This window comes from Candidatus Polarisedimenticolaceae bacterium (assembly GCA_036376135.1).
In the GTDB taxonomy this organism is placed as follows: domain Bacteria; phylum Acidobacteriota; class Polarisedimenticolia; order Polarisedimenticolales; family DASRJG01; genus DASVAW01.
The window spans coordinates 11,725-32,466 of sequence record DASVAW010000088.1; the positions used below are offsets into that span (position 1 = coordinate 11,725).

General features: G+C 73.1%; 12 protein-coding genes. 8 read left to right on the forward strand and 4 right to left on the reverse strand.

Annotation, left to right across the window (positions count from 1 at the left end; translation table 11 throughout):
- Positions 1-13: 13 nt before the first annotated feature.
- Together VF139_08465 and VF139_08470 are read right to left on the reverse strand one after the other, a co-directional pair.
- On the reverse strand, positions 14-4,096 hold the full coding sequence (locus VF139_08465; protein HEX6851431.1) for a DUF3857 domain-containing protein: 4,083 nt from the start codon (positions 4,094-4,096) through the stop codon (positions 14-16).
- A gap of 52 nt (positions 4,097-4,148) precedes the next feature.
- The gene (locus VF139_08470) at positions 4,149-5,405 is read right to left on the reverse strand and encodes a DUF4010 domain-containing protein (protein ID HEX6851432.1); all 1,257 of its coding nucleotides are present in this window, start codon (positions 5,403-5,405) and stop codon (positions 4,149-4,151) included.
- A 22-nt stretch (positions 5,406-5,427) separates the two neighbouring features.
- Between VF139_08470 and VF139_08475 the strand changes: the two genes are divergently transcribed.
- The 3 genes from VF139_08475 to VF139_08485 are packed head-to-tail and all read left to right on the forward strand — an operon-like array spanning position 5,428 to position 14,452.
- Complete coding sequence (locus VF139_08475) at positions 5,428-8,559, forward strand: PD-(D/E)XK nuclease family protein (GenBank protein HEX6851433.1); 3,132 nt, start codon at positions 5,428-5,430, stop codon at positions 8,557-8,559.
- On the forward strand, positions 8,556-11,819 hold the full coding sequence (locus tag VF139_08480) for a UvrD-helicase domain-containing protein (GenBank protein HEX6851434.1): 3,264 nt from the start codon (positions 8,556-8,558) through the stop codon (positions 11,817-11,819). The genes VF139_08475 and VF139_08480 overlap by 4 nt, the downstream gene beginning before the upstream one ends.
- Positions 11,816-14,452, forward strand: a complete 2,637-nt coding sequence (locus VF139_08485; GenBank protein HEX6851435.1) for a patatin-like phospholipase family protein — start codon at positions 11,816-11,818, stop codon at positions 14,450-14,452. Before VF139_08480 ends, VF139_08485 begins: the two co-directional genes overlap by 4 nt.
- On the opposite strand, the gene VF139_08490 is transcribed toward VF139_08485, so the two are convergent.
- On the reverse strand, positions 14,421-15,020 hold the full coding sequence (locus VF139_08490; protein HEX6851436.1) for a DNA-3-methyladenine glycosylase: 600 nt from the start codon (positions 15,018-15,020) through the stop codon (positions 14,421-14,423). The two genes, VF139_08485 and VF139_08490, sit on opposite strands and share 32 nt — an antisense overlap.
- On the opposite strand from VF139_08490, the gene VF139_08495 reads away from it, so the two are divergent.
- Genes VF139_08495 through VF139_08510 form a run of 4 tightly spaced genes read left to right on the forward strand, consistent with a single transcriptional unit; the run spans position 15,019 to position 19,239 of the window.
- A complete protein-coding gene (locus VF139_08495) occupies positions 15,019-15,579 on the forward strand; it encodes a hypothetical protein (protein HEX6851437.1) in 561 nt (186 codons plus the stop codon). The two genes, VF139_08490 and VF139_08495, sit on opposite strands and share 2 nt — an antisense overlap.
- Positions 15,580-15,583: 4 nt before the next feature.
- Positions 15,584-16,378 carry a methyltransferase domain-containing protein gene (locus VF139_08500; protein HEX6851438.1) on the forward strand — a complete coding sequence of 265 codons (795 nt, stop codon included), beginning with the start codon at positions 15,584-15,586 and terminating at the stop codon, positions 16,376-16,378.
- A gap of 24 nt (positions 16,379-16,402) precedes the next feature.
- Positions 16,403-18,583: an FdhF/YdeP family oxidoreductase gene (locus tag VF139_08505; protein ID HEX6851439.1), complete on the forward strand. Its 2,181-nt coding sequence runs from the start codon at positions 16,403-16,405 to the stop codon at positions 18,581-18,583.
- Positions 18,583-19,239: an HAD family phosphatase gene (locus tag VF139_08510; protein ID HEX6851440.1), complete on the forward strand. Its 657-nt coding sequence runs from the start codon at positions 18,583-18,585 to the stop codon at positions 19,237-19,239. The genes VF139_08505 and VF139_08510 overlap by 1 nt, the downstream gene beginning before the upstream one ends.
- Here the strand turns inward: VF139_08510 and VF139_08515 are convergent.
- A complete protein-coding gene (locus VF139_08515; protein ID HEX6851441.1) occupies positions 19,227-19,766 on the reverse strand; it encodes an NUDIX hydrolase in 540 nt (179 codons plus the stop codon). The two genes, VF139_08510 and VF139_08515, sit on opposite strands and share 13 nt — an antisense overlap.
- Positions 19,767-20,179: 413 nt before the next feature.
- Between VF139_08515 and VF139_08520 the strand changes: the two genes are divergently transcribed.
- Positions 20,180-20,742, forward strand: a 563-nt coding sequence (locus VF139_08520; protein HEX6851442.1) for an aminotransferase class V-fold PLP-dependent enzyme, incomplete at its 3' end; no start/stop codon positions are given.

Consider the following 20,742-nt stretch of genomic DNA (forward strand, 5'->3'; position numbering starts at 1 on the left):
TCCGACGGAAAAGTTACGGCTTCATCAGCGCGGCCCGCCGTCGCTGCGCGAGCGCCCACGACGATGTGTTGAGCCATGGATCGTCGGCGGGCTTTTGCACCTTCTCATAAGCCGCGGCGGCCTCGGCCCGCTCCCCGACCGCCTCCGCGATACGGCCGACGACGTACCAGTTGGCCCCGGGCTCGGCTTCGGGCTCCACGTGGCGCGCCACCACCTTACGCAACGCCTCCACCGCCTCGGGGATCTCGCCGCGTTCCGCGGAGATCACGGCCAGCGTGTGCAGGGCGTTGTCGACGGCGCCTCCCGGCGCCTGCAACGTGCGCCGGACCCAGCCGAGCGTCTCGTCGTCCGAAAGGCCACGCGCCATCCGGGCCCAGGCGAGGTTGTTGAAGTCGCGCGGCTCCGCGTTCGGGAGGCGCGCGAGAGTCTCGAGCCTCGCGAACGCCTCCTCCGGCTTCCCTTCGTGCAGGCTCGTCCAGTAGAGGGCGCGCAGCGCATCGACGTCGTTCGGCCGCTCCCGCAGCCGACGCTCACAGACCTCGCGGCAGCGGTCGGCTCCACCGACGAACTGGAGCGCGACGGTGTACTCGGAGAAGGCCCAGTCGGACGCCGGGTACCGCTCGTAGACGCGCGCGGCGACCGGCGCCACCTCGGCCCAACGATCGAGCGTCTTGAACGCGACGACGAGCGCCATGTCGACGCTCGTGGCGTCGACCTCGTCCTCCCCGATGGCGGGACGCGCCGCCGCAAGCACGTCGACGGCGCTCGCGGCGAATCGTCGGTCCCATGCGCCGAGCGCCGCGGCCGCCAGCCGCATCCGCCCCGGCTCGCGCGGCGCGCCGCGCGACCATAGCCTGACGAACGAGACGTCCCGGAGCGGATCGTCGCCGCCGCGAGGAACCAGCGACTCGCGCGCCCAGTCGAGCCAGCGCCCCGCGCCCTCGAGGTCCCCCGCGTCGATGCGCCGCACGACCTCCGGGAACATCAGGGACTCGGCGCGCGTGGTCGCCGCGATCCGCGGCCCGTCGGACGTGGAGGTGAGGTACGCGGTCATCCGGACCTCGCTCCCGTCCGTGGGCGCGCGCATCCGCACTCTCCAGCCCCCTGCGGCGTCGCCGTCCGTAGCGAACTCCACCATGGCCGATGCGACGTCGCCCACCGCGAGCTTCGGGAGGCCGCCGCGCCGAACCGCACGCAGCGCGGCATCGAGCGAGCGTCGGATCCCCTGAAGCGGAGTGTCGTCGGAGTACGCCGCTCGGACCGCGGGCGAGAACCAGCGCAGTACGGATTGAAGGTCCGGGTCCTCGGTCGCGAGGTGGAAGACGAACCGCCGGGCCACGCCTTCGGGAGTGGAGACGTCGATGGCCTCGGGATCGACCGGTGCGACGCTCCGTAGCGCGTCCGAATGCACGCGCCCGCGGTCGGCTGCGGGAGCACCCGCCTCGAGTAGTCGTGAGGCCTCGGGGTAGCGCCGGATCGTGAGCAGGAGCGACCCCGCCGTCTGCAGGGCCTTCCGTCGCGCCTCGGGAGCCTCGGCGATCGCGGGGGCCTGCTCGATCGCGCGTTCCGGTCCGTGAAGGACGGCCGTCACGGCCAGGAGCCACGCGCTCCGGGTGTCGGAAGGCTCCATCGCCCGGGCGAGCGCAACGGCCTCCGGCATTCGCCCCGCACGCGCCAACACGAACAGCTGCAGGCCGTCGGTGGTCCCGGCGCCGAGACGCTCGTTCAGGCGCCGGTATTCGGCGAGCGCGGCGTCGAAGTCGGCGCCCGGGCCGTACCGCTCCCCGTGTCGATCGTGCTCGAGGAGCTTCGCGAGGGCGAGCCCGACCTCGCCGTCGTCGGGGGCAAGCTCGACGGCGCGACGGTACGCCGCGACCGCGGCGTCCCGGTCCCATCCCTCGCCGAACGGCCGACCGAGGGCGTCGTGCTGCAGGGCCCGGCCGAGCGCAGCGTGGGCGCGCGCCGACGCCGGCTCGACGCGCACCGCCTCCCGGGCCTCGCGGATCGCCGCGGTCCCGAGGCCCGCGGCCAGCAGCCCTCGGGAGAGGCGCTCGTGCGGCAAGGCGCGATCCGGACGCGCGCGGGCCTCGTCCCGGAATGCCGCCATCGCCTCCGGGATCTTCCCGGACCCGAGCAGCGTCTCCCCCGGGTGCTCGAAACCGAGCACGACGGCCGCGTCGGGACGACTCGCCCGGAAGGCCTCGCGCGCCGCGTTCACCTCGTCCGCGGTCCACCGCACGCGCGAGACGTCGAGACGGAAATCGACGTCGATCGCCCCGTCGGGACGCGCCGCGAAGGTCCGCTCGAGGACGGCGGGGCCGAGCGCGGTCGTGCCCCCTTCCGGGAGGGGACGCGCGACGAATCCCGCCGGGGGGATCACGCGCCATCGCGCGCGGCCCGACCAGGCGTGCGGAAGCTCGAGGTCGGAACGTCGAGGCGTCGTCTCGTCCACCCCGACCTCGAATCGGAGCATGCCGAACATCTCCGAGGGATCGAGCTCGACCCGGGCGTCGTCGAGGAGGGTCGTCGCCACGCCGGCCCCCGACGCCGCGACGGTCCGTTCGAAGGCGACGGAGAGATCCTCGGGATCCGTGGATTCCACGCGGTCGAGGGTCCCGGCGCGGTACTCGCGTCTCATGTAGTCCGCGAGGACCCGCTTGCGATCGTCCTCGCCGCCCCCGGACACCTCGTCGCGAAACACCTCCTCGAACGCCCCGCGCGGCCGCAGGGTCTCGACGACGGATCCGGCGCCGAGGTCCGCCAACCGGATCTCCCGGATCCATTCGAGCGTGTTGACCGCCGCATCCGCGGTCGGGGTCGTCTCGAGGCCCGTCGTGTCCGGCGACGCGACGAGCACGCGCCGACCCTGGGAGAGCACGGGGAGCTCCCCGATCCGCGCGTGGTCGGCGGTCGCGTCGATCCACAGCGGCGGCGTCCCTCCGACGCGGACCACCACGTGGTCGAACTCGCCCAGCCCAGGGAGGCCCTCCTCGACGTCCGGCGAGCCGCGCGTGGAGACGAGCGCGACGTGAGCCTTCTCGCCGGCCGCGCGGAGCAGCGCGACAAGCAGCGCCGACTTGTCCTTGCAGTCGCCGTACCGCCGCTGGAGGGTCGTCTCCGGGGTCGACGGCACGAGGGACGCCTCGCCGAACTCGACGCCGGTGTAACGGACGTCGCGGTGGAGCCTCGCCACGATCGCGGCGATCTTCGCCTCGCGCGTCTTCGCTCCACGCACGGCCCCGCGGACGAGGTCCCGCACGTCCGCGCCAACGAGCCGCCGCTCGACGACCTCGTGGTAGGCCCGTGCGACGTCCCTCCACGAGCGTCCCGTCGCGACGCGGATCCCCGTGAGCGGGGAGCGATCCTCCGGGACGAACCGCTCGACCTCATCGGGTGGGACGAAACGACCGCGCTCCAGGGTGACGCGCACGAGCCCGTCCGCCTCCTCACGAACCGGTTCCGGGGGCTCGAGCCCGCGGACCCGCCAGTGCGGCTCGTGGCCCGACGGGTACTCCAGGATGACCCGCGCTCGCACGCTCGTAGCGTCGTCGCGGAAGTACACGCTGCGCACCGCGCCCGCCGCGGGGAGCGGATCGCGCTCCCGGACGGTGACCAGCATCTCCACCACGGAGCCGACGCCGACCGCGGGAAGAGGGAACCCGAGACCGCGCGCGTCCCCGTAGAGGAACGGCCCCGACTCGCCGACGACGTATTCGCCGATCGTCGCCGGGTCGAGCCGATGCTCCGCGCCGTCCGCGGTCACGACGCGCGCCGCGATCGAGGGACGGTCCTGGTACCAGGGGGACCAGCTCCATTCCCCCCGGCTCCAGGTGTCGACGGCCTCCGCCCGGCGGATCGTGTAGACGGTGTGGAACGTCCACCGGACACCACCCGTTTGGTCGAAACCGAGCCGGACCGCCTCGAAGAGGACGAGGACCGGCGCGTCTCCGTCGGCGAGCGCCGCGGCGGCCGCGGGCAACTCGGCGGCGGGAGCGACGAACGCCCCGGCGGTCCAGGGTTCGCGCGCCGGATCGGGAGTCGCCGCGACGACCAAGTTCGCCGTGAGGAGGGGCGCGAGCAGGCACCGCAGCGTCATGCGGACTCCGACGGGGCGTGGCCCCATCGTAGCCCACCCCGACCGCACGCCGTCACCGCGTCACGACCACGAACGCCGCCACCGCCCCGAGCGCCATGGCGACGAGCGCCGGCGCAACCCGGACGAGGAGCGGCCTTCCCCCCGCCCACGCCACGATCCCGAGCTTCACGACCATGTTCGTGATGAACGCGACGAGGATCGACAGCAGCGCCTGCCCGGGCTCGAGACTCCCCGCCGCCGCGAGCGTCGAGACGCCCAGCGTCACCGCGTGCACGTCGGCGATGCCGCCGATCGCCGCGGCGACGAGCGCGCCGGCGGGGCCGGCGGACTTCACCGCGAGCGAGGCGAGGAGCAGGAAGGCGCCCAGGCCGGCGGCGAAGCGCGCGGCCTCGCCCAGGTCGAGGGGGCTTTTCATCCCCTCGAGCGGGGACTCGCTCGACGTCGCCCCGCCCCCGCGGCGCAGCAGGGTCGTCGCCGCCGCCGCTCCGAACGCGCCGATGGCGACCGGGGTGCCGATCACCCAGGTGGCCGGCGTCATCATCGCCGGGTTCGCGAGGGCGACGACGAGCAGCTGCGCCGCCGCCGAGGCGACGTTGGCGAGGACGATCGCCGTCGCGAACGACGTGGCGAGCGCGGGCTCGGAGCGCGCGCGCGTCGAGAACGACAACGTCGCCGCCGTCGAGGAGACGAGTCCCGCGAAGAACCCCGACGTCGCCAGCCCCCGACCGGGGCCCAGCCAGCGCACCGCGATGTACCCGCCGAACCCCATCCCCGCGATCAGCACGAACAGGAGCCACAACTTGAACGGGTTGACGAGCCCCCACGGATCCACCGGCCGGTTCGGGAGCAGCGGCAACACGACGAAGGCGATCACGAGGAAGGCGAGCGCGGCGTTCACCTCGCTCGGGGTCAGCTCCTCCCGCGCGAACTCGTGGATCCGCGGCTTCATCGCGAGGACCGCGGCGAGGATGACGCCGAGCATCGCCGTCAACGCGAGCTCGCGGTGCGCGAGGTAGCCGAGCGCGAACGTCGCGACGGCGGCGACCTCGGTCGTGGCGCCGACGCCGCTCTCCCCCCGGCCGCCGAGATAGGCGGCGAGCACGAGGGCCCCGACGAAGGCGGCGAGCACCGCCGCGAGCGCCGGGGCCTGGACGTGGGCCGCGATCGTTCCGAGCAGCGCGAGGAGCGTGAAGGTCCGCGCACCGAGCGCGACGTGCCGCTCGCGGTGGGAGAGCGCGCGCTCGCGCTCGATTCCGATCAGAAGGCCGAGCGCGAGCGAAAGCAGGAACGGCCGTGCGGTCTCGAACACGCGGGTATTATGGCCCCATCCGATGCGAGTCCTCGCCCACCTCGATCCGTGGACGCTCGAAACGCACCTTCTCGATCGCCTCGAGGAGGTGAAGCGGGCGGACTCCCTTGCGCCGGTGCTCCTGATCGTCCCGACGCGGCGCCTCGCCGACCACCTCGCGCGGCGGATCGCGGAACGGATGGGGGCGGCGGTGGGAGTGGAGGTCCTCCATCACCGGGCGCTCGCGGGGGCGATCCTCGAGGCCGCGGGGCACACCCCTCCCGACGCGGCCGATCCGCTCCTGTTGGAGGCCCTCCTCGAGGAGGCGCTTCGCGGGTTGGAGCGCGCGAGCGCGCTCGCCGGGTTCGTCCTCTCGCGCGGCGGCGCGACCACGGGCCTGCTCGGCACCCTCGCCGAGCTGCGCGAGGCCGGGATCCCCCCCGACGCGCTCGAGCCCCTCGCGCGCTCGGACCGGGAGCGCGAGGTCGCGGCGATCTACCGACGGTTCACCGCGCTGCTCGAGGCCGCCAGGGCGCGCGGCCTCGCCGACGACGCCGTGCGCGCCTGCGCGGCGCTTCCCCACGCACGCGCGTACGGCGCGCGGTTCCGCGCGATCTTCCATCACGGCGCCTACGAGCTCGTCGGGATGAACCTCGACCTCGTGCGGGAGCTCGATGCCGACGGGCGCGTCGCGTTCCTGCTCCCCGCGGCGCCGGGGCGCGCGGTCTCCGCGTACGCCGAGTCGTTCGCGCGCCGGTACCTCCTCCGGGAGGGGGAGCGGGTCGAGGGCCTCGACCTCGCGTGGCGCTCCCGGCTGGGGTCCCGTCTCGCCGACCTCTACGACGAGGGGGCGCGACCCTCCCCGCTCGACGACGACGCCTGGTCGATCGCGAACGCCCAGGGGTCGCGAACCGAGCTGCGCTGGGGCCTGCGCTCGAAGGCCGGCGTCGCGGACGGTCCGGCTCCGCGGGACGTCGCGATCACCGCGCGCACGCTCGCGCCCTTCGCCTCCGCGATCGACCGGGCGCTCGACGACGCGCGCTTCCCCTGCGAAGGACCGCCGGGGCGGCCGTTGCGCGCCGACCCGCACGTCGGGGACCTCCTCGCGCTCCTGCGCGTCGTGGCCGACGACTTTCCTCGGCCGGCGACGGCGGAGCTCCTGCGCTCGCCGCGGCTGGCGTGGGACCGCCTCGCTCCCGACGCCGCGCCGGTGCCCGGAACCCTCGCGGAAGGTTGGAGCCGCGAGGCCAGCATCCCCGGCGGATTCGAGGCGTGGACGCGCGACCTCCCGGCGTGGGCCGGGACGCCGCGGACGCACGAGGACGAGGGGGACGACGCCGTCGTCGAACGCCGGGACGCGGCCCGGCGGATCGCCGCCGCCGTGCGCGCCCTCGCGGCCCATGTCGCGGCGGCCACCCGGAGGAGCTGGAGCGGGCACGCCGACGCCGTCGAGGCCCTCGTCGCGAGGGTCTTCGAGCCGGGCGCGGCGCGGGCGGTGGCCGACCTCCTCGCCCCCGTGCTCGGGGCGGCCCGCGCCCGTGAGCGCGTGCTCGGGCAGAAGGCGGCGATCCCGGCACGCGCGTTCGTCCTCTGGCTGGAAGAGGCGGCGGGCGTCGCCCGCGCGAAGGCTCCCGATCGACCCGGAGGCTTCCTTCTCGCCGACGTGATGCAGCTTCGCGGGTGCACGTTCGAGCACGTCCACCTCGCGGGACTCCAGTCCGGCGTCTGGCCGCGCATCCCGCGTGAGGACCCTTATCTCCCGGACGCCTGGCGCACGATCCTGCGGGAGTCGCTCGGACGGCCGCTCTCCGTGAAGTCCGAGGGGGATCGCGAGGAGCACCTGCTCCTCGCGCTGGCCCTGGGCTCGGCGCGCACGTCGTTGGCCCTTTCCTGGACGCGCGCCGACGACGACGGCAAGGCGCGGGTCGCCTCTCCCGCCCTGCGCGAGATCGCGCGCGTGTTGCTCGGCGTTCCGGACGCGAAGGCGCTTCGGCGCCGCGCGCGCGCGGTTCCCTCCCATCCTCGCGAGCAGATCCGCGCCTTCGCCGAGGGGACGGGATTCGTCACGCCCGACGAGGAGCGCCTGCTCGTCGCCCTCGAGGGCGAGGGTGACGCCGCGGGCCGCGCTCCCCTGCTCGCCCGCGCGCCGGAGCTGGCGCCGCATCTCGAGATGCTCGCCGCCACCGAGTCGTTCGCGCCCGGGGACTGCCGGTTCGACGCACGGGTTCCCGCCCCGACCCCGCGTGCCTGGAGCGTGACCTCGCTGGAACGGCTCGGGCGTTGCGCCCTGCAGTTCTTCTTCGCCGACGTCCTGCGCGCCCGGCCGCTCGCCGAGGAGCCGCAGCCGTTCGCCTCGAGCCTGCGCGAGACGGGGGAACGCGTGCACGCGCTGCTCGAGGGCGTGTACGCGCAGCTCGACCGGGAAGGGGCGTTCACCCGCCTCGATCCCGACGCCTTGGCGGCGCGCGGGAGGACGCTCCTCGACGACCTCTGGGAACCGACGTTCGGGGCCGCCGCCGAGCGCACCGCGCGCTCCCTTCCCCTCCTCCACGCGATCGAGACGTCGTCGTGGAGGCAGGCGCTGCGCCGTTTCGTCGAGGAGGATCTCCGGACGCTCGCCGGGGCTTCGAGCGTGCGCCTCGAGCACCTCCTCGAGCGGACCCTCGACCTGGGCGAGGATCGTGTGCTGGTCGCGCGCGGAAAGCTCGATCGCGCCGTCGAGCGCGACGCCACGCGCACGGTCGCGGACTACAAGACCTCGGGCGACCTCGAGGCGCGACTCGACGTCGAGAAGATGCTCACCGGCGAGCGCCTGCAGGTTCCCCTCTACCACCTGCTCGCCGGACGCGCGACGGTCGCGCTGCTCGGCGTGGGCCCCGCGTACGATGCCGACGGCTCGCGCCCCGCCCCCTTCGCCGGGTTCCCGGAGTCGGAGCAGGAAGCCGGGTTCCGCGAGACCCTGCGCGTCCTTTCGGACCTCCCGCGGGCCGGTGTCTTCCCGCTCCGCGAGGGGCGGCATTGCTCGTGGTGCGAGTTCCGTCCCGCCTGCCGCAAGGGGCACCCGCCGACCGCATCGCGGGAGGAGCTCGCCGCCGACGGCACCGCCTACCGCGCGGTCTCGCGCAAGCGGAAGAAAAAGCCGCTGCTGCGCGACGTCGGCGAGGACGAGTCGTGAAGCGCCCGGATCGTCTCCCGGACGCCGGCGACCGCGAGCTCGCGGTGCGCACCTTCGATCGGAACCTCGTCGTCGAGGCGGGAGCGGGAACCGGCAAGACGAGCCTTCTGGTGGAACGCCTCCTGGTCGCGCTCGGCTCCGGCCGTGTCGCGCTCGGCGACGTCGCCGCGATCACCTTCACGGAGAAGGCCGCGGGGGAAATGCGCGAGCGCCTGTCCGACGGACTCGAGACGCTGCGCGCGATCGCCGCGGGGGACGACCTCCGCCCCCCGGACGCGCGGCGGGGGGAGGCGGACCGGGCGTTCGCGTGGCTGCGCGAGGGGCAGGACGTCCCGCCGGACACGATCCGCGACCGCGCACTCGCGGCGCTCGGGGTGGTCGATCGGGCCGTCGTCACGACGGTCCACGGCTTCTGCGCCGAGGTCCTGCGGCGGCACCCGTTCGACGCCGGGGTCTCCCCCGAGTTCGAGGTCGACCGCGGGGAGCGTTTCGCCTCCCTCTTCCCGGAGTCGTGGGAGACGTGGCTCGCGGGGGAGTTCGGCCCGGAAGGGGCGCGCCGCGAGCTCTGGAGCCGGGTCCTCGCGTCCTTCGATCTCGGCACCGTCGAGGCGGCGGCCCGGCAGCTCTCCCGTTCGTCGATCCCCGTCGCCACGCTCGTCGACGTCCCCGCGTGGCCGGACGCGCGAACGCTCTTCGGCGCGGAGGCGACCCGGCTCGTCGGCGTGGGCGAGGCCCTGCTGCGCGCGGCCCCCGCCATGAAGAACAACGCGCGGGAGCTCCTCGACCGGGCGCTGCCCGTGTTGCGCGGCATCGCCGCCCGCGGGCTCGACGCGGACCTCGGGCGCGAGCTGGCCGCGGAGATCTTCGCGAAGGACGTCGCGACCAACAAGTCCATCCCCGTGGAGCTGCACGGGACCTTCGCCACCTTCGCCCGTGGGACGAAGGCGATCCTGCGCCCGCTCGCCCGGGTCGACGACGCGCCGTTGCGGGACCTCGTCGCCGCCGTCTCCCCGTTCGCCCGCCGATTCCGCGAGTCCCTCGTCGGACGGGGGCTCGTCGACTTCGACGGCCTGCTCGTCGCGGCGCGCGATCTCCTGCGCGACGTGCCGGAGGCCCGCGAGGCGCTGCGGCGCCGGTTCACGATGCTGCTCGTCGACGAGTTCCAGGACACCGACCCGATCCAGTACGAGATCGTGTTGTACCTGGGGGAACGTCCCGGGGGGCGGGCGCGCGATCCCTTCGCGGCCGAGCTCGAGCCCGGCCGCGTGTTCATCGTCGGCGACCCCAAGCAGTCGATCTACCGCTTCAGGGGCGCGGACTACGCCGCCTACCGTCGGGCCGTCCGGCGCGTGCTCGAACAGGGCGGCCGGGCGCTGGCCCTCACGGTGAACTTCCGCAGCGTCCGGCGGGTGCTCGCGCCGGTGAACGACCTCTTCGCCGGCGGCGACGGATGGACCGAGAGCGACTGGCAGCCGCCCTATCGCGAGATCGACGCCGTCCGCGAGGAGGCGGGGGGCGGCCCCGCCATCGAGCTGTGGACCGTGCTGGCGCCCGGGACCTCCGCATCCCGCCGGCGCGAGGCGGAAGGGCGCCTGCTCGCCGAGCGCCTTCGCGCGTGGGTCGCGGAACGCAACGCATCGTGGAAGGACGTCTACGTTCTCTTCCGGTCCTTCCACGCGATCGGCGCCTACGCGCGGCCGCTGCGCGAGGCCGGGATCCCCTTCGTGCTCGCCGGCGGCCGGACGTTTCACGAGCGCACCGAGGTCGTCCGGTTCCTCGCGGTGCTCCGGCTGCTCGGCAATCCCGACGATCCCCCCGCGATCCTCGCCTGGCTGCGGTCGCCGGCCGGAGCGGTCCCGGATACCGAGCTCGCCGCGTTCGCGCAGGCGGGAGGCCGGTGGGCACGCGACGCCGCTCCGGATCCTTCGCGATTCCCGGCGCTCGCGCGCGCCTTCGCCGCCTTGCGCCGCCTGCTCGCGGAAACGTGCACGCTCGATCGGGCCGCGGCGATCCGGAAGGCGCTGGAGCTGTCGGACCTCGAGACCCTCGAGGCGTTCGCCTTCGAGGGCCCCCAGCGCGTCGCCAACCTCCGCAAGCTCGCCGCGCGCGCCGAGGATCTCGCCTCGGACGGCACCCGATCGCTCGTGGAGCTCGTCGCGGCGCTCGAGGAGCGGCGGTCCACCGACCCCGAGGGGGAGTCCCCGCTCGCCGACGAGAACACCGACGCGGTCCGCCTCATGACGATCCACGCGGCGAAGGGGCTCGAGGCGCCGATCGTCGTCGTGCCGGACCTCGGCCGCTCCCGGCACGACGGGGTTCGGGAGGACGTGGAGATCGCGACGCTCGCGACCGGGGGCGTGCCGGCGCTCGCCATGAAGGTGGGAGATCGCCTCAATCCCGCGCGGATCGCGATCGACCTCGAGGACGCGCGGCACGGGGAGGCCGAGGACCTCCGCCTGCTCTACGTCGCCCTGACGCGGGCGCGCGACCGGCTCGTCCTGTTCGCCGGCAAGACACGGCACGGAGGCGTCCCCTCCTGGGGCAAGGCCCTCGCCCCGTGGGGGTACGACGTCGCCGCTCCCCCGCCCGGGGACACGACGCTGGCCGGGGGCCGCGTGGAGCACCACTTCCTCGAAACCTCGCCGCCGTCGCGCGAGGGACCGGTCCGCGAGGTCCTCGGCGCGCCCGAGGCCGCGGCGGCTTGCGGGAGGGTCGAGGCCTCGATCGCCGCGCGGACCGGCGCGTTCCTCCGCTCCCCCTCCGCTCTCGCCGGCGAGCCCGACCCGGAATCCGACGACACGTCGCCGCTGCGCCGGGATCTCGCCCGGGCGGTCGGCGTCGCGGTCCACCGTGCCCTCGAGCGGCGCGCCGCGGGGGGGGTGCTCGCCGTGCGCGATACCGACCCCGAGGTCGAACGCGAGGCGCGGGCGATCCTCGAGGGGTTCGAGGACTCCCCCTTCGCGCGTCGCATGGCCGAGGTCGACGTCCTGGCGCGGGAGCTGCCGATCCTGCTGCGCGACGACGCGGGGGTCGTCTGGCGTGGACGCGCCGACCTCGTGGTGAAGGAGCGCGGCGGCGCGATCGCCGTCGTCGACTACAAGACCGACGCCGAGGTCGAGGGCGCCGAGGCGCGTTACCGCGGGCAGATCGCGGTTTACGCGCGCGCCGTCGCCGCGGCGTTGCGCCTCCCCGAGCCGCCTCGGGCCGAGCTTTGGCTGCTCCGTGCCGGTAGGATCGTCCCCGTGGAGCTCGACGCGTGATCCTCGCCGCCGTGTTGCTCGCGTCCGCCGCGATCGCCCCCGCCGAAGGACGCGTCGTCGAAACGCTGCTCGCGGAGCGCGTCCTTCCCGACGGCCGTTTCGACGGCTTCGTCCGCTGGACGGCGCCCGGGCGCCCCTCGCTCGCGCTCGCGCTTTCGGGGGGCGGGGCGCGCGGCATCGCCCACATCGGCGTGGCCGAGGCGATGCAGGAGGACGGCGTCGAGTTCGACGCGATCGCGGGGACCTCGATGGGGGCGCTCATCGGAGGTTTCCTCGCCGCCGGGTACCGTCCGGAGGAGATCCGATCCGCCCTCGAGCGGCGCGACTGGAACGCGATCATCTCGCCGCTCGACCAGAGACGTCGCGTCCTCTCGGAAGTCGAGGACATCCGCGCGGCGGCGGCGCTCGTGTCGTACCGGCGCGTCCCGGGGAGCCCGGCCCAGGTCGGCGCCCTCGTCGAGACCCGCGTGCTCGACCGCGAGCTCAACCGCTATCTGCTGGCCGCGCAACTGGTCTCCGAGGGAGACTTCGACCGCCTGCGTTACCGCTTCCGGGCGATCTCGACCGACATCGTGACCGGACGGGCCGTGATCCCCGCGTCGGGGGATCTCGTGACGGCGATCCGCGGCTCGTTCGCGATCCCGGGGGTCTTCCGTCCGGTCCGCCTCGGAGACGCGCGCCTGGTGGACGGCGGGCTCGTCGAGAACCTCCCGACGGGGACCGCGCGGGCCTTCGGGACCGACGCCGTGTTCGCCGTGGACGTGAGCGAACGGGTCGTGGCAAGGCCGATGCGGGGAACGTTCGACGCGCTCAACCGGTCGATCACGATCCTGACCGCCGCGCAGCAGGAGTCGTCGAGAAAACTCGCCGACGTCACCATCCTCCCCGAGGTCGTGGATTCCTCGCAGGCGGACTTTCGGGAGAGCGTCGCTCCGCTCGTCGAGGTCGGGCGCGCCGGGTATGCCTCCATGCGGGACGCGGTGTGGGAGGCGCTCGAATCGCGGGCGAAGGACCCGTCGAGGATCGCGTGGGACTCGGTCGAGGTCGAGGGGACCGATGCGATCGACGCGACGGAGCTCGCCCGACGGCTGGGCGGCTCCCCGGGATCCGCCACGCGCTTCCGCATCCGGGCGGAGCTCGCCCGCGCGCTGAACCGGAGTCCCGTCGTCGACGGGCGCGCGGAGATCGTCGAGGGAGCGTCGGGGCGCATCCTGCGTTTCGTCTTCGTGCCCGCTGCGGTCGTGCGGAGCGTGTCGCAGACGGGCCCCGAGATCCCGCCCCCCGGGGAGCTCGGCATCGTGCTCCCGATCGGGCAGCCTTTCGCCCTCGAGACGGGCCGGCGTCTGGCCGGCCGCGCCCGCCAGGCCCTCGTGGAGCAGGGACGCGTGCTCCTGTTCGTCGGGCTCGCCACCTGGCGCAACGAGTCCGGCGAGCTCGACGTCGACCTCCGGGAGCTGCCGACCGGGACGATCGACGTGGAGGTGGACGGACCGGTCGACCTCGCGCCGGCGCGGCGCCACTTCCGCGACCTGCAGGGTCGCGCGTTCCGGTTCGACACGTTCGCCGAGCGACTCGAGGAGCTGATCGCGCGCGGCGTGATCGAGGACTGGACGGTGGAGCCGCGCCTCACCGCGGAGGGGCACGTCGACTTCACGCTGCACCTGCGCGGGGAGAACTACTGGGAAGGCGCCGGCGGCGTCGCCTGGAGGGACGCCTACAGCTGGGCCGGGTTCGCCTCGGTCGCCCGGGGGAATCTCCGCAGTCGCGGCGACCGCGCCGAGCTCGCGGGATTCGGCGCCAAGGAGCTGCAGGGAGCCACCCTGCGCTACCGCACCGAGTTCCTGGGGAAGTTCCGCAACCTCGGCTTCGAAGGGGGACTGCTCTTCGCCGAGCTCCAGGCGCCGACGGTGGACGAGCGCCAGCGGATCGTGACCGGGGCGTGGGAGGAAGGGCGCACGCGACAGGTCTGGGCCCACCTGCTCCGTCGCCTGCGCTTCGGGATCGCCGGTCGGCTCGGCATCGATCACGTGGAGGACCGGCTGTTCGAAGGGACGACGGACCCCGAGCTCCGCCGCGACCGGACGATCGTGCGCCTCCAGCTCGGCCTCGACCGGCACGACCGCCTCGTCTTCCCGACCGCGGGCGGCGCCGCGCGCCTGTCGATCGAATCCACCCTCGGCGGGACGACGCTCAACCGGCTCGAGCTCACCGGAGACAAGGTCGTCGCCTTCGGGGAGGAGCATCTCGTCACGTTCACGCTGAGGGGAGGGGTCGGGACGTCGCGGGGCGCGGAGCGCCGGCTCGACTGGTTCGACCCCGGGGGGTATCGCTCCCTCTACGGCTTCATCCCGTACGGCGCCTCGGCGCCGCATTACGCCCGCCTGGGGTTGACCGCCCGGTTGCGGAGCGTGGAGATCGGGCCGCTGGGCGTGTACCTCGAGGTGGGCACCGACGCGGTGAGGGGGGCGGCGCTGCGCGACGCGCTCGGGGATGCGCCCACCCGTCTGGGCTACGGCGTGAGCGCGACCGCCTTCCTTCGCCCGCTCGGCCCGATCACCCTGGGTTATTCGCGCAACGACGAGGGGGCGAACGAGCTCTTCCTCACCCTCGGGTACGACTTCCTGCGCCGTTGACCGCCTTCGGGCCCGACACGTCCGGATGCCCCGCGACGACGAATCGCAGGCGCCGCCGCGCCCAGCCCCCCGCGTAGTCGACTCCGATGCGCGGGGTGCGGCGGACGTCGCGGTCGGCGACCGTCGGCCCGCGCTCGATCCACAACGCGTCCTCGAGCAGGCTCGCGCCGTCGAGCGTGCGGTCGACCCGGAAGGCGCGGCACAGCCGGCCGGGCCCCGACGCCGAGGTCCCGTCGGGGGACGTCGTCGCGCGCAGGAGGATCGCCTGCGGGTCCCCCGCGCCCCCGGTCACGACGTTCAGGCAGTGGTGCATGCCGTAGACGAGGTAGACGTAGGCGACCCCGCCGGCCTCGTACATCGGCCGGTTGCGCGCCGTCGGACCCATCCGCGCGTGGCTCGCGAGGTCGTGCTCGCCGACGTACGCCTCGACCTCGACGATCGTGCCCCGCAGCACCGACCCGCCGTCGATCCTGCGGCAGAGGGTCGCGCCGAGCAGCTCCCGCGCGACGGCGAGCACGTCCCGCCGGTAGAATCGGGCGAGCAGCTTTCCTTCCCCGGAGGTACCCATGGTGCGCCGCATCGTCCTCGCCGCCGCGGTCGTGGCCGCGATCGTCCTGTTCTCCCTCTCCCCCGCCGGCCGCACCGTCGCGGAAGGCGTCCAGAGCGTCTACGTGACCAACTTCCCCGGCACGTTCACGGTCGAGGGCGTCGTGTCCCTCAAGGGGCCGATCCGTTCCGCGCAATTCGTCGGCCGCCGCGACGTCACCGTCCCCCCGGTATCGGCGAAGGACACGCAACGCTGGGTCGAAGGGGGCACGCTCGATCCCGACGGTTTCACGCACATGGTGCTCAGCATGACCGGCCAGATCAAGGGCGAGGTGGTCCGTCCGGGTCTCGTCACCGCGGTGCTCATCCCCGACGAGGACTCGATCGTCCGGGCGTTCGAGGAGAAAGGGCAGCTCCAGTTCGCCTTCGAGGTCAGGTCGCCCGAGGTGTCGTCGGCCTCGCCGTACTTCGCCTCCGACCAGCCGCGCTTCCAGGTGGGTTTCCCGCGGTACCGCGTCTACTTCTACAACACCGCGGAGAAGGCGGTGACGGTCAACCTCTACGCCTACCTCACGAACTGAGCGCGTGTTCGACCCGACCGACGAAGCGACCGCACTCGCCTACGACGACGCGCCCGTGTGGTCGCACCTCGCGGGCGCCCTCCTGCTCGAGCACGTGCCGCTGCGCGCGGGGGCCGCGCTCCTCGACGTCGGGTGCGGCACCGGGTTTCCGCTCCTCGAGATCGCCGCGCGCCTGGGGCCCGGAAGCCGCGCCGCGGGGATCGACCCCTGGAGCGCGGGCGTCCGGCGCGCGCGGTCGAAGGCGGCGGGGCGCGGCCTCGTCGACGTCGAGATCCTCGAGGGGGATGCGTCGGCGATGCCGTTCCCGGACGCCGTCTTCGACCTCGTCGTCTCCAACCTCGGCGTCAACAACTTCGAGGATCCTCACTCCGTCCTCGTCGAGTGCCGGCGCGTGATGAAGCCGGGCGCGACGATCGCGCTCGCGTCCAACGTGCGCGGCCACTTCCGGGAGCTCTACGAGGCGCTCGGCGCGGTCCTGACCGACGACGACGCTCGGCGCGACCTCGCCGATCACGTCGCGAGTCGCCCCGAGGGACAGGACGTCGCCGCCTCGCTCGAGGAGGCGGGGTTCGGCGTCGCGCGCGTGTTGCGTTCCGAAGCGTCGCTGCGGTTCGCCGACGCGCGGGCGCTCCTCGCGCATCCGTTCGTGAAGCTGGCGTTTCTCCCCGCCTGGCTCGAGATCGCGGGCGAGGCCGGGGTCGAGGCGATGGGCGCGGAGCTCGACCGGCGCGCGGGACCGGGGCGGCCGATCCGGCTTTCGGTGCCGCTGGCCTACGTCGAGGGACGGAACGCGGTATAAGAGGGGGCTTTCGGAGGCCCCTTCATGCCCAAGCCCCGCGTCGACGCCGCCGGCGGGTTCGCCGCCCTCGCCTACACGCTGAAGAAGGGGCGCGAGGCGGGCGGCGTGCTGAAGCTGTACACCCGGCTCCGCTCGCGCAACGCCTGCAAGACCTGCGCGTACGGGATGGGCGGGCAGGCGGGCGGGATGGTCAACGAGCATCGCTCGTTCCCCGAGGTCTGCAAGAAGTCGATCCAGGCCCAGGCCGGCGACATGCAGCGGCCGATCCCTCCGGAGTTCTGGGAGCGGCACTCGGTCGAGGACCTTTCGCGCTGGACGTCGATGCAGCTCGAATACGCCGGGCGGCTCACCCGTCCCGTCGCGTGGCGAGAGGGGGACACGCACTTCCGGCCGATCTCCTGGACCGAGGCCCTCGACCGCCTCGCCGCGGATCTCAAGGCCTCGCGCCCCGAGGAGACCTTCTTCTACGGGTCGGGGCGTTCTTCGAACGAAGCGGCCTTCCTGATGCAGGTCTTCGGGCGCGCGTACGGAACCGCGAACATCCACAACTGCTCCTATTACTGCCACCAGGCTTCGGGGGTCGCCCTCTCGCAGATCGTCGGGAGCGGAACGGCGACCCTCGTGCTCGACGATCTCGACCGCGCCGACCTCGCAATCGTCGCCGGGGCGAACCCCGCGTCGAACCACCCCCGTCTCATCGTGAAGCTCGTCGAGCTCCGAAAGCGCGGCGGCGTGGTGATCGTCGTGAACCCGTTGCGCGAGCTCGGCCTCGTTCGCTTCCGCATTCCCTCACAGGTCGGCTCGATGCTCTTCGGCTCGGAGGTGTCGGATCAGTATCTCCAGCCGCACGTCGGCACCGACATCGCCGTCTTCAAGGCGCTCCTCAAGGCGGTGATCGAGCGCGGCGGGATCGATCGGGGCTACGTCGCCGAACACGTCGAGGGGTGGGACGCGGTCGAGGCCGACGCGATCGCGACACCGTGGGAGACGCTCCTCGGAACCTGCGGCCTGACGCGCGAGGCGATCGACCGCGCCGCCGGGGCGATCGTCGACGCGAGGCGCGGGATCTTCCTGTGGGCGATGGGGCTCACCCACCACGAGCACGGCGTGGACAACGTGATCGCGCTCGCGAACCTCGCCCTCGCCCGCGGCTGGGTCGGCCGGGAGGGGTGCGGATTGCTCCCGATCCGCGGCCACTCGAACGTCCAGGGGGTCGGCTCGGTCGGATTCGCGCCCTCCGTCAAGGAGGCGTTCCAGAAGAAGATGGAGGAGGTCTACGGCCTTCCGGCGAATCCCGGAGGCGGCCTCGACACCTATCGCTGCATGGAGGCGGCGCACGACGGGAAGATCCGGGTCGCGGTCCTGCTCGGCGGGAACCTCTTCGGGTCGAACCCCGACCGGCCGTGGGCCGGAGAGGCGCTGCGGCGCATCGGCACGACCGCGTACATCACGACGAAGCTCAACGAAGGACACGTCCACGGCCGCGGGCGCTTCCACGTCCTCCTCCCCGTGCTCGCGCGCGACGAGGAGCGCCAGGCGACGACGCAGGAGAGCATGTTCAACTACGTGCGCCTGTCGGACGGCGGCGCGCCGGTCCCCGAGGGCGAGCTCAAGGGCGAGGTCGAGGCGATCTGCGCGCTCGCCTCGCGGGTCCTGCCGAAAGGACCGTTCGACTTCGAGCGCATGACCGACCACCGGGCGGTGCGCGAGGCGATCGCGAAGGTCGTCCCGGGGTATGCGCCGCTCGGCTCGATCGACGCGACGAAGCGCGAGTTCCAGATCGAGGGGCGCACCTTCCACGCGCCGCGTTTCCCGACCCCGTCGGGGAAGGCACGGACGAGCGTCCCCGCCCTCCCCGCGTTCCGGGTCGGCGCGGGCGAGTTCCGCCTGATGACCCTGCGCTCGGAAGGGCAGTTCAACACGGTCGTCTACGAGGAGCAGGACCTCTACCGCGGCATCGACCGGCGGGACGTCGTCATGATGAACGCGTCGGATGCCGCCCGGCTCGGCATCGCCGAAGGGGATGCCGTCGTCGTTTCGACCGAAACCGGCCGGATGCACGTGACCGCCGCCTTCATCGACCTGCCCCCGGGGAATCTCGCGATGTATTACCCCGAGGCGAACGCCCTGGTGCCGCGGCGGATCGACCCGAAATCCGGCACGCCGGCGTTCAAGTCGATGGCGGCGCGGATCGGGAAGGCCTGATGCCCCGCTTCGATCTCGTCGCCTTCGACGTCGACGGCACGCTCGTCGAGCACCCCGAGGAGAAGACGGTCTGGGAGGTGCTCAACGCGCGCTTCCTGGGCGCCGACGACCTCAACCGCGAGCGGTACGCCGCCTACAAGGCGGGGCGCCTCTCGTACGCCGAGTGGGTGACGCTCGACGTCGGCGGCTGGCGTGACGCGGGGGCGACGCGGGGCTCGATGCTCGAGTCGCTCGGACCGTTGCGGCTCGTCGACGGCGCGCGGGAGTCCCTCGACGCGCTCAAGCGCGAGGGGGTGCGCCTCGCCGTGATCTCGGGAACGCTCGACTTCCTTCTCGACGCGTTGTTCCCCGACCACCCCTTCGACGAGGTCTACTGCAACCGCGTGGTCTTCGACGACGCGGGGCGGATCGACCACTGGCATGCGACTCCGTTCGACATGGGCGGCAAGGCCGTCGCGCTCAGGGCGATCGCCTCCCGCGAGGGGATCCCGCTCGCCCGCTGCGCGTTCGTGGGAGACCACGCGAACGACCTCGACGCCGCGCGCCTCGCGGGGTTCGCGATCGCCTTCAATCCCAAGGACGCGCAGCTCGAGGCGGCGGCGGGTGCGGTCGTGCGGTCGCGCGACCTGAGGGACGTCCTCCCCTACCTGCTCTGACGTCGGCGCGCCGCCGCACGCAGCAACGCCAGCGCGGACTTCGCGTCGACGAGGTCTCCGCGCTCGGCCATGGCGACGGCTTCGTCGAACGGCACCCGTTCGACGGCGAGCACCTCGTCGGGCTGCAGTTCCTGGCGCGTCCGAACGAGGTCGGTCGCGAGGTACAGCCAGATCCTCTCGTCGGTGAACCCCGGGGTCGTCCACAACCAGCCGAGTGGCTCCAGCCGGCCGGGCCGCAGTCCGGTCTCCTCCTCCACCTCCCGCAAAGCGCAGGACTCGGGGGACTCGCCGGGGTCGAGTTTTCCTGCGGGGACCTCGAGCAGCCAGCCCCCCGTGGCGTATCGGTACTGCCGGACGAGGTGGACCGAGCCGTCGGCATCGAGGGGCACGATCGCCGCGGCGCCCGGGTGCCGGATGATCTCGAGGGTGCAGACGTTGCCGTTGGGGAGTCGGACCTCGTCGGCGGAGAGCCGAACGATGCGCCCGGCGTGAAGAAGGCGGGACGAAAGGACCGCTGGGCCGGACATCAGGAACCTCCGGCCGGATCCTACTCCGACGCGCTCAACGGCGGCCGCGACCCCGCCCCCGACCCCTGTTGCGCCCGCGCTCCGGATTCGACACGACGAACCCACTGGCCCCGCTCGCCTGGGCCGGCCCCATCGCATCCACGACCGATTGAATCGTCATGGTCTTGATATGAGGCTTGACGTAGACGTCCTTATGCTTCGAATTAGTTGCATTGTCATTGATCTTCATGCGAGTGACCTCAAGGCACACTTACATGTTTCGTGTGCGGCCTGTTTGTACGTCCACTTCGACTTGATGTGAAGTGAAAAATGAAGTGCATGCATGAACAATGACCGCGTTGATACATATGCGTACAACTTGATATGAACAGTTACGAACAAATCGCCCCGAAATCGGGTCAAACTGCGAGTCGGTGATCTACCTCGACCACAACGCCACCACACCGGTCGCGGCGGAGGTCGTCCAGGCGATCGTGGACGCGTTGACCGGTGCGTGGGGAAACCCCTCCTCGGGGCACGACGCGGGGCGCCGCGCCCGAGCCGTCGTCGAGCGGGCGCGGGAGGAGGTGGCCTCCCTCCTCTGCAGCGCCGCCGACTCCATCGTCTTCACCGGAGGCGGAACGGAGGCCGATCACCTCGCGGTGCTCGGCGTCGCCGAGGCGCTCGAGGCGAAGGGGCGCCACATCGTCTCGTCCGCGATCGAGCACCCCGCGATCGTCGCGCCGCTCGCCCGACTCGAGCGACGGGGGTGGACGGTGAGCCGCGTCGCCCCGGCGCCCGACGGGGCCGTGCGCGCCGAGGACGTGATCGCCGCCTTCCGCGACGACACGACGCTCGTCACGGTGATGCACGCGAACAACGAGACCGGCGCGATCCAGCCCGTCGCCGCGATCGCGCGGGCGGCGCGCGCGCGGGGAATCGTCGTCCACACCGACGCCGCGCAGTCCGTCGGCAAGGTTCCGCTCGACGTGGACGA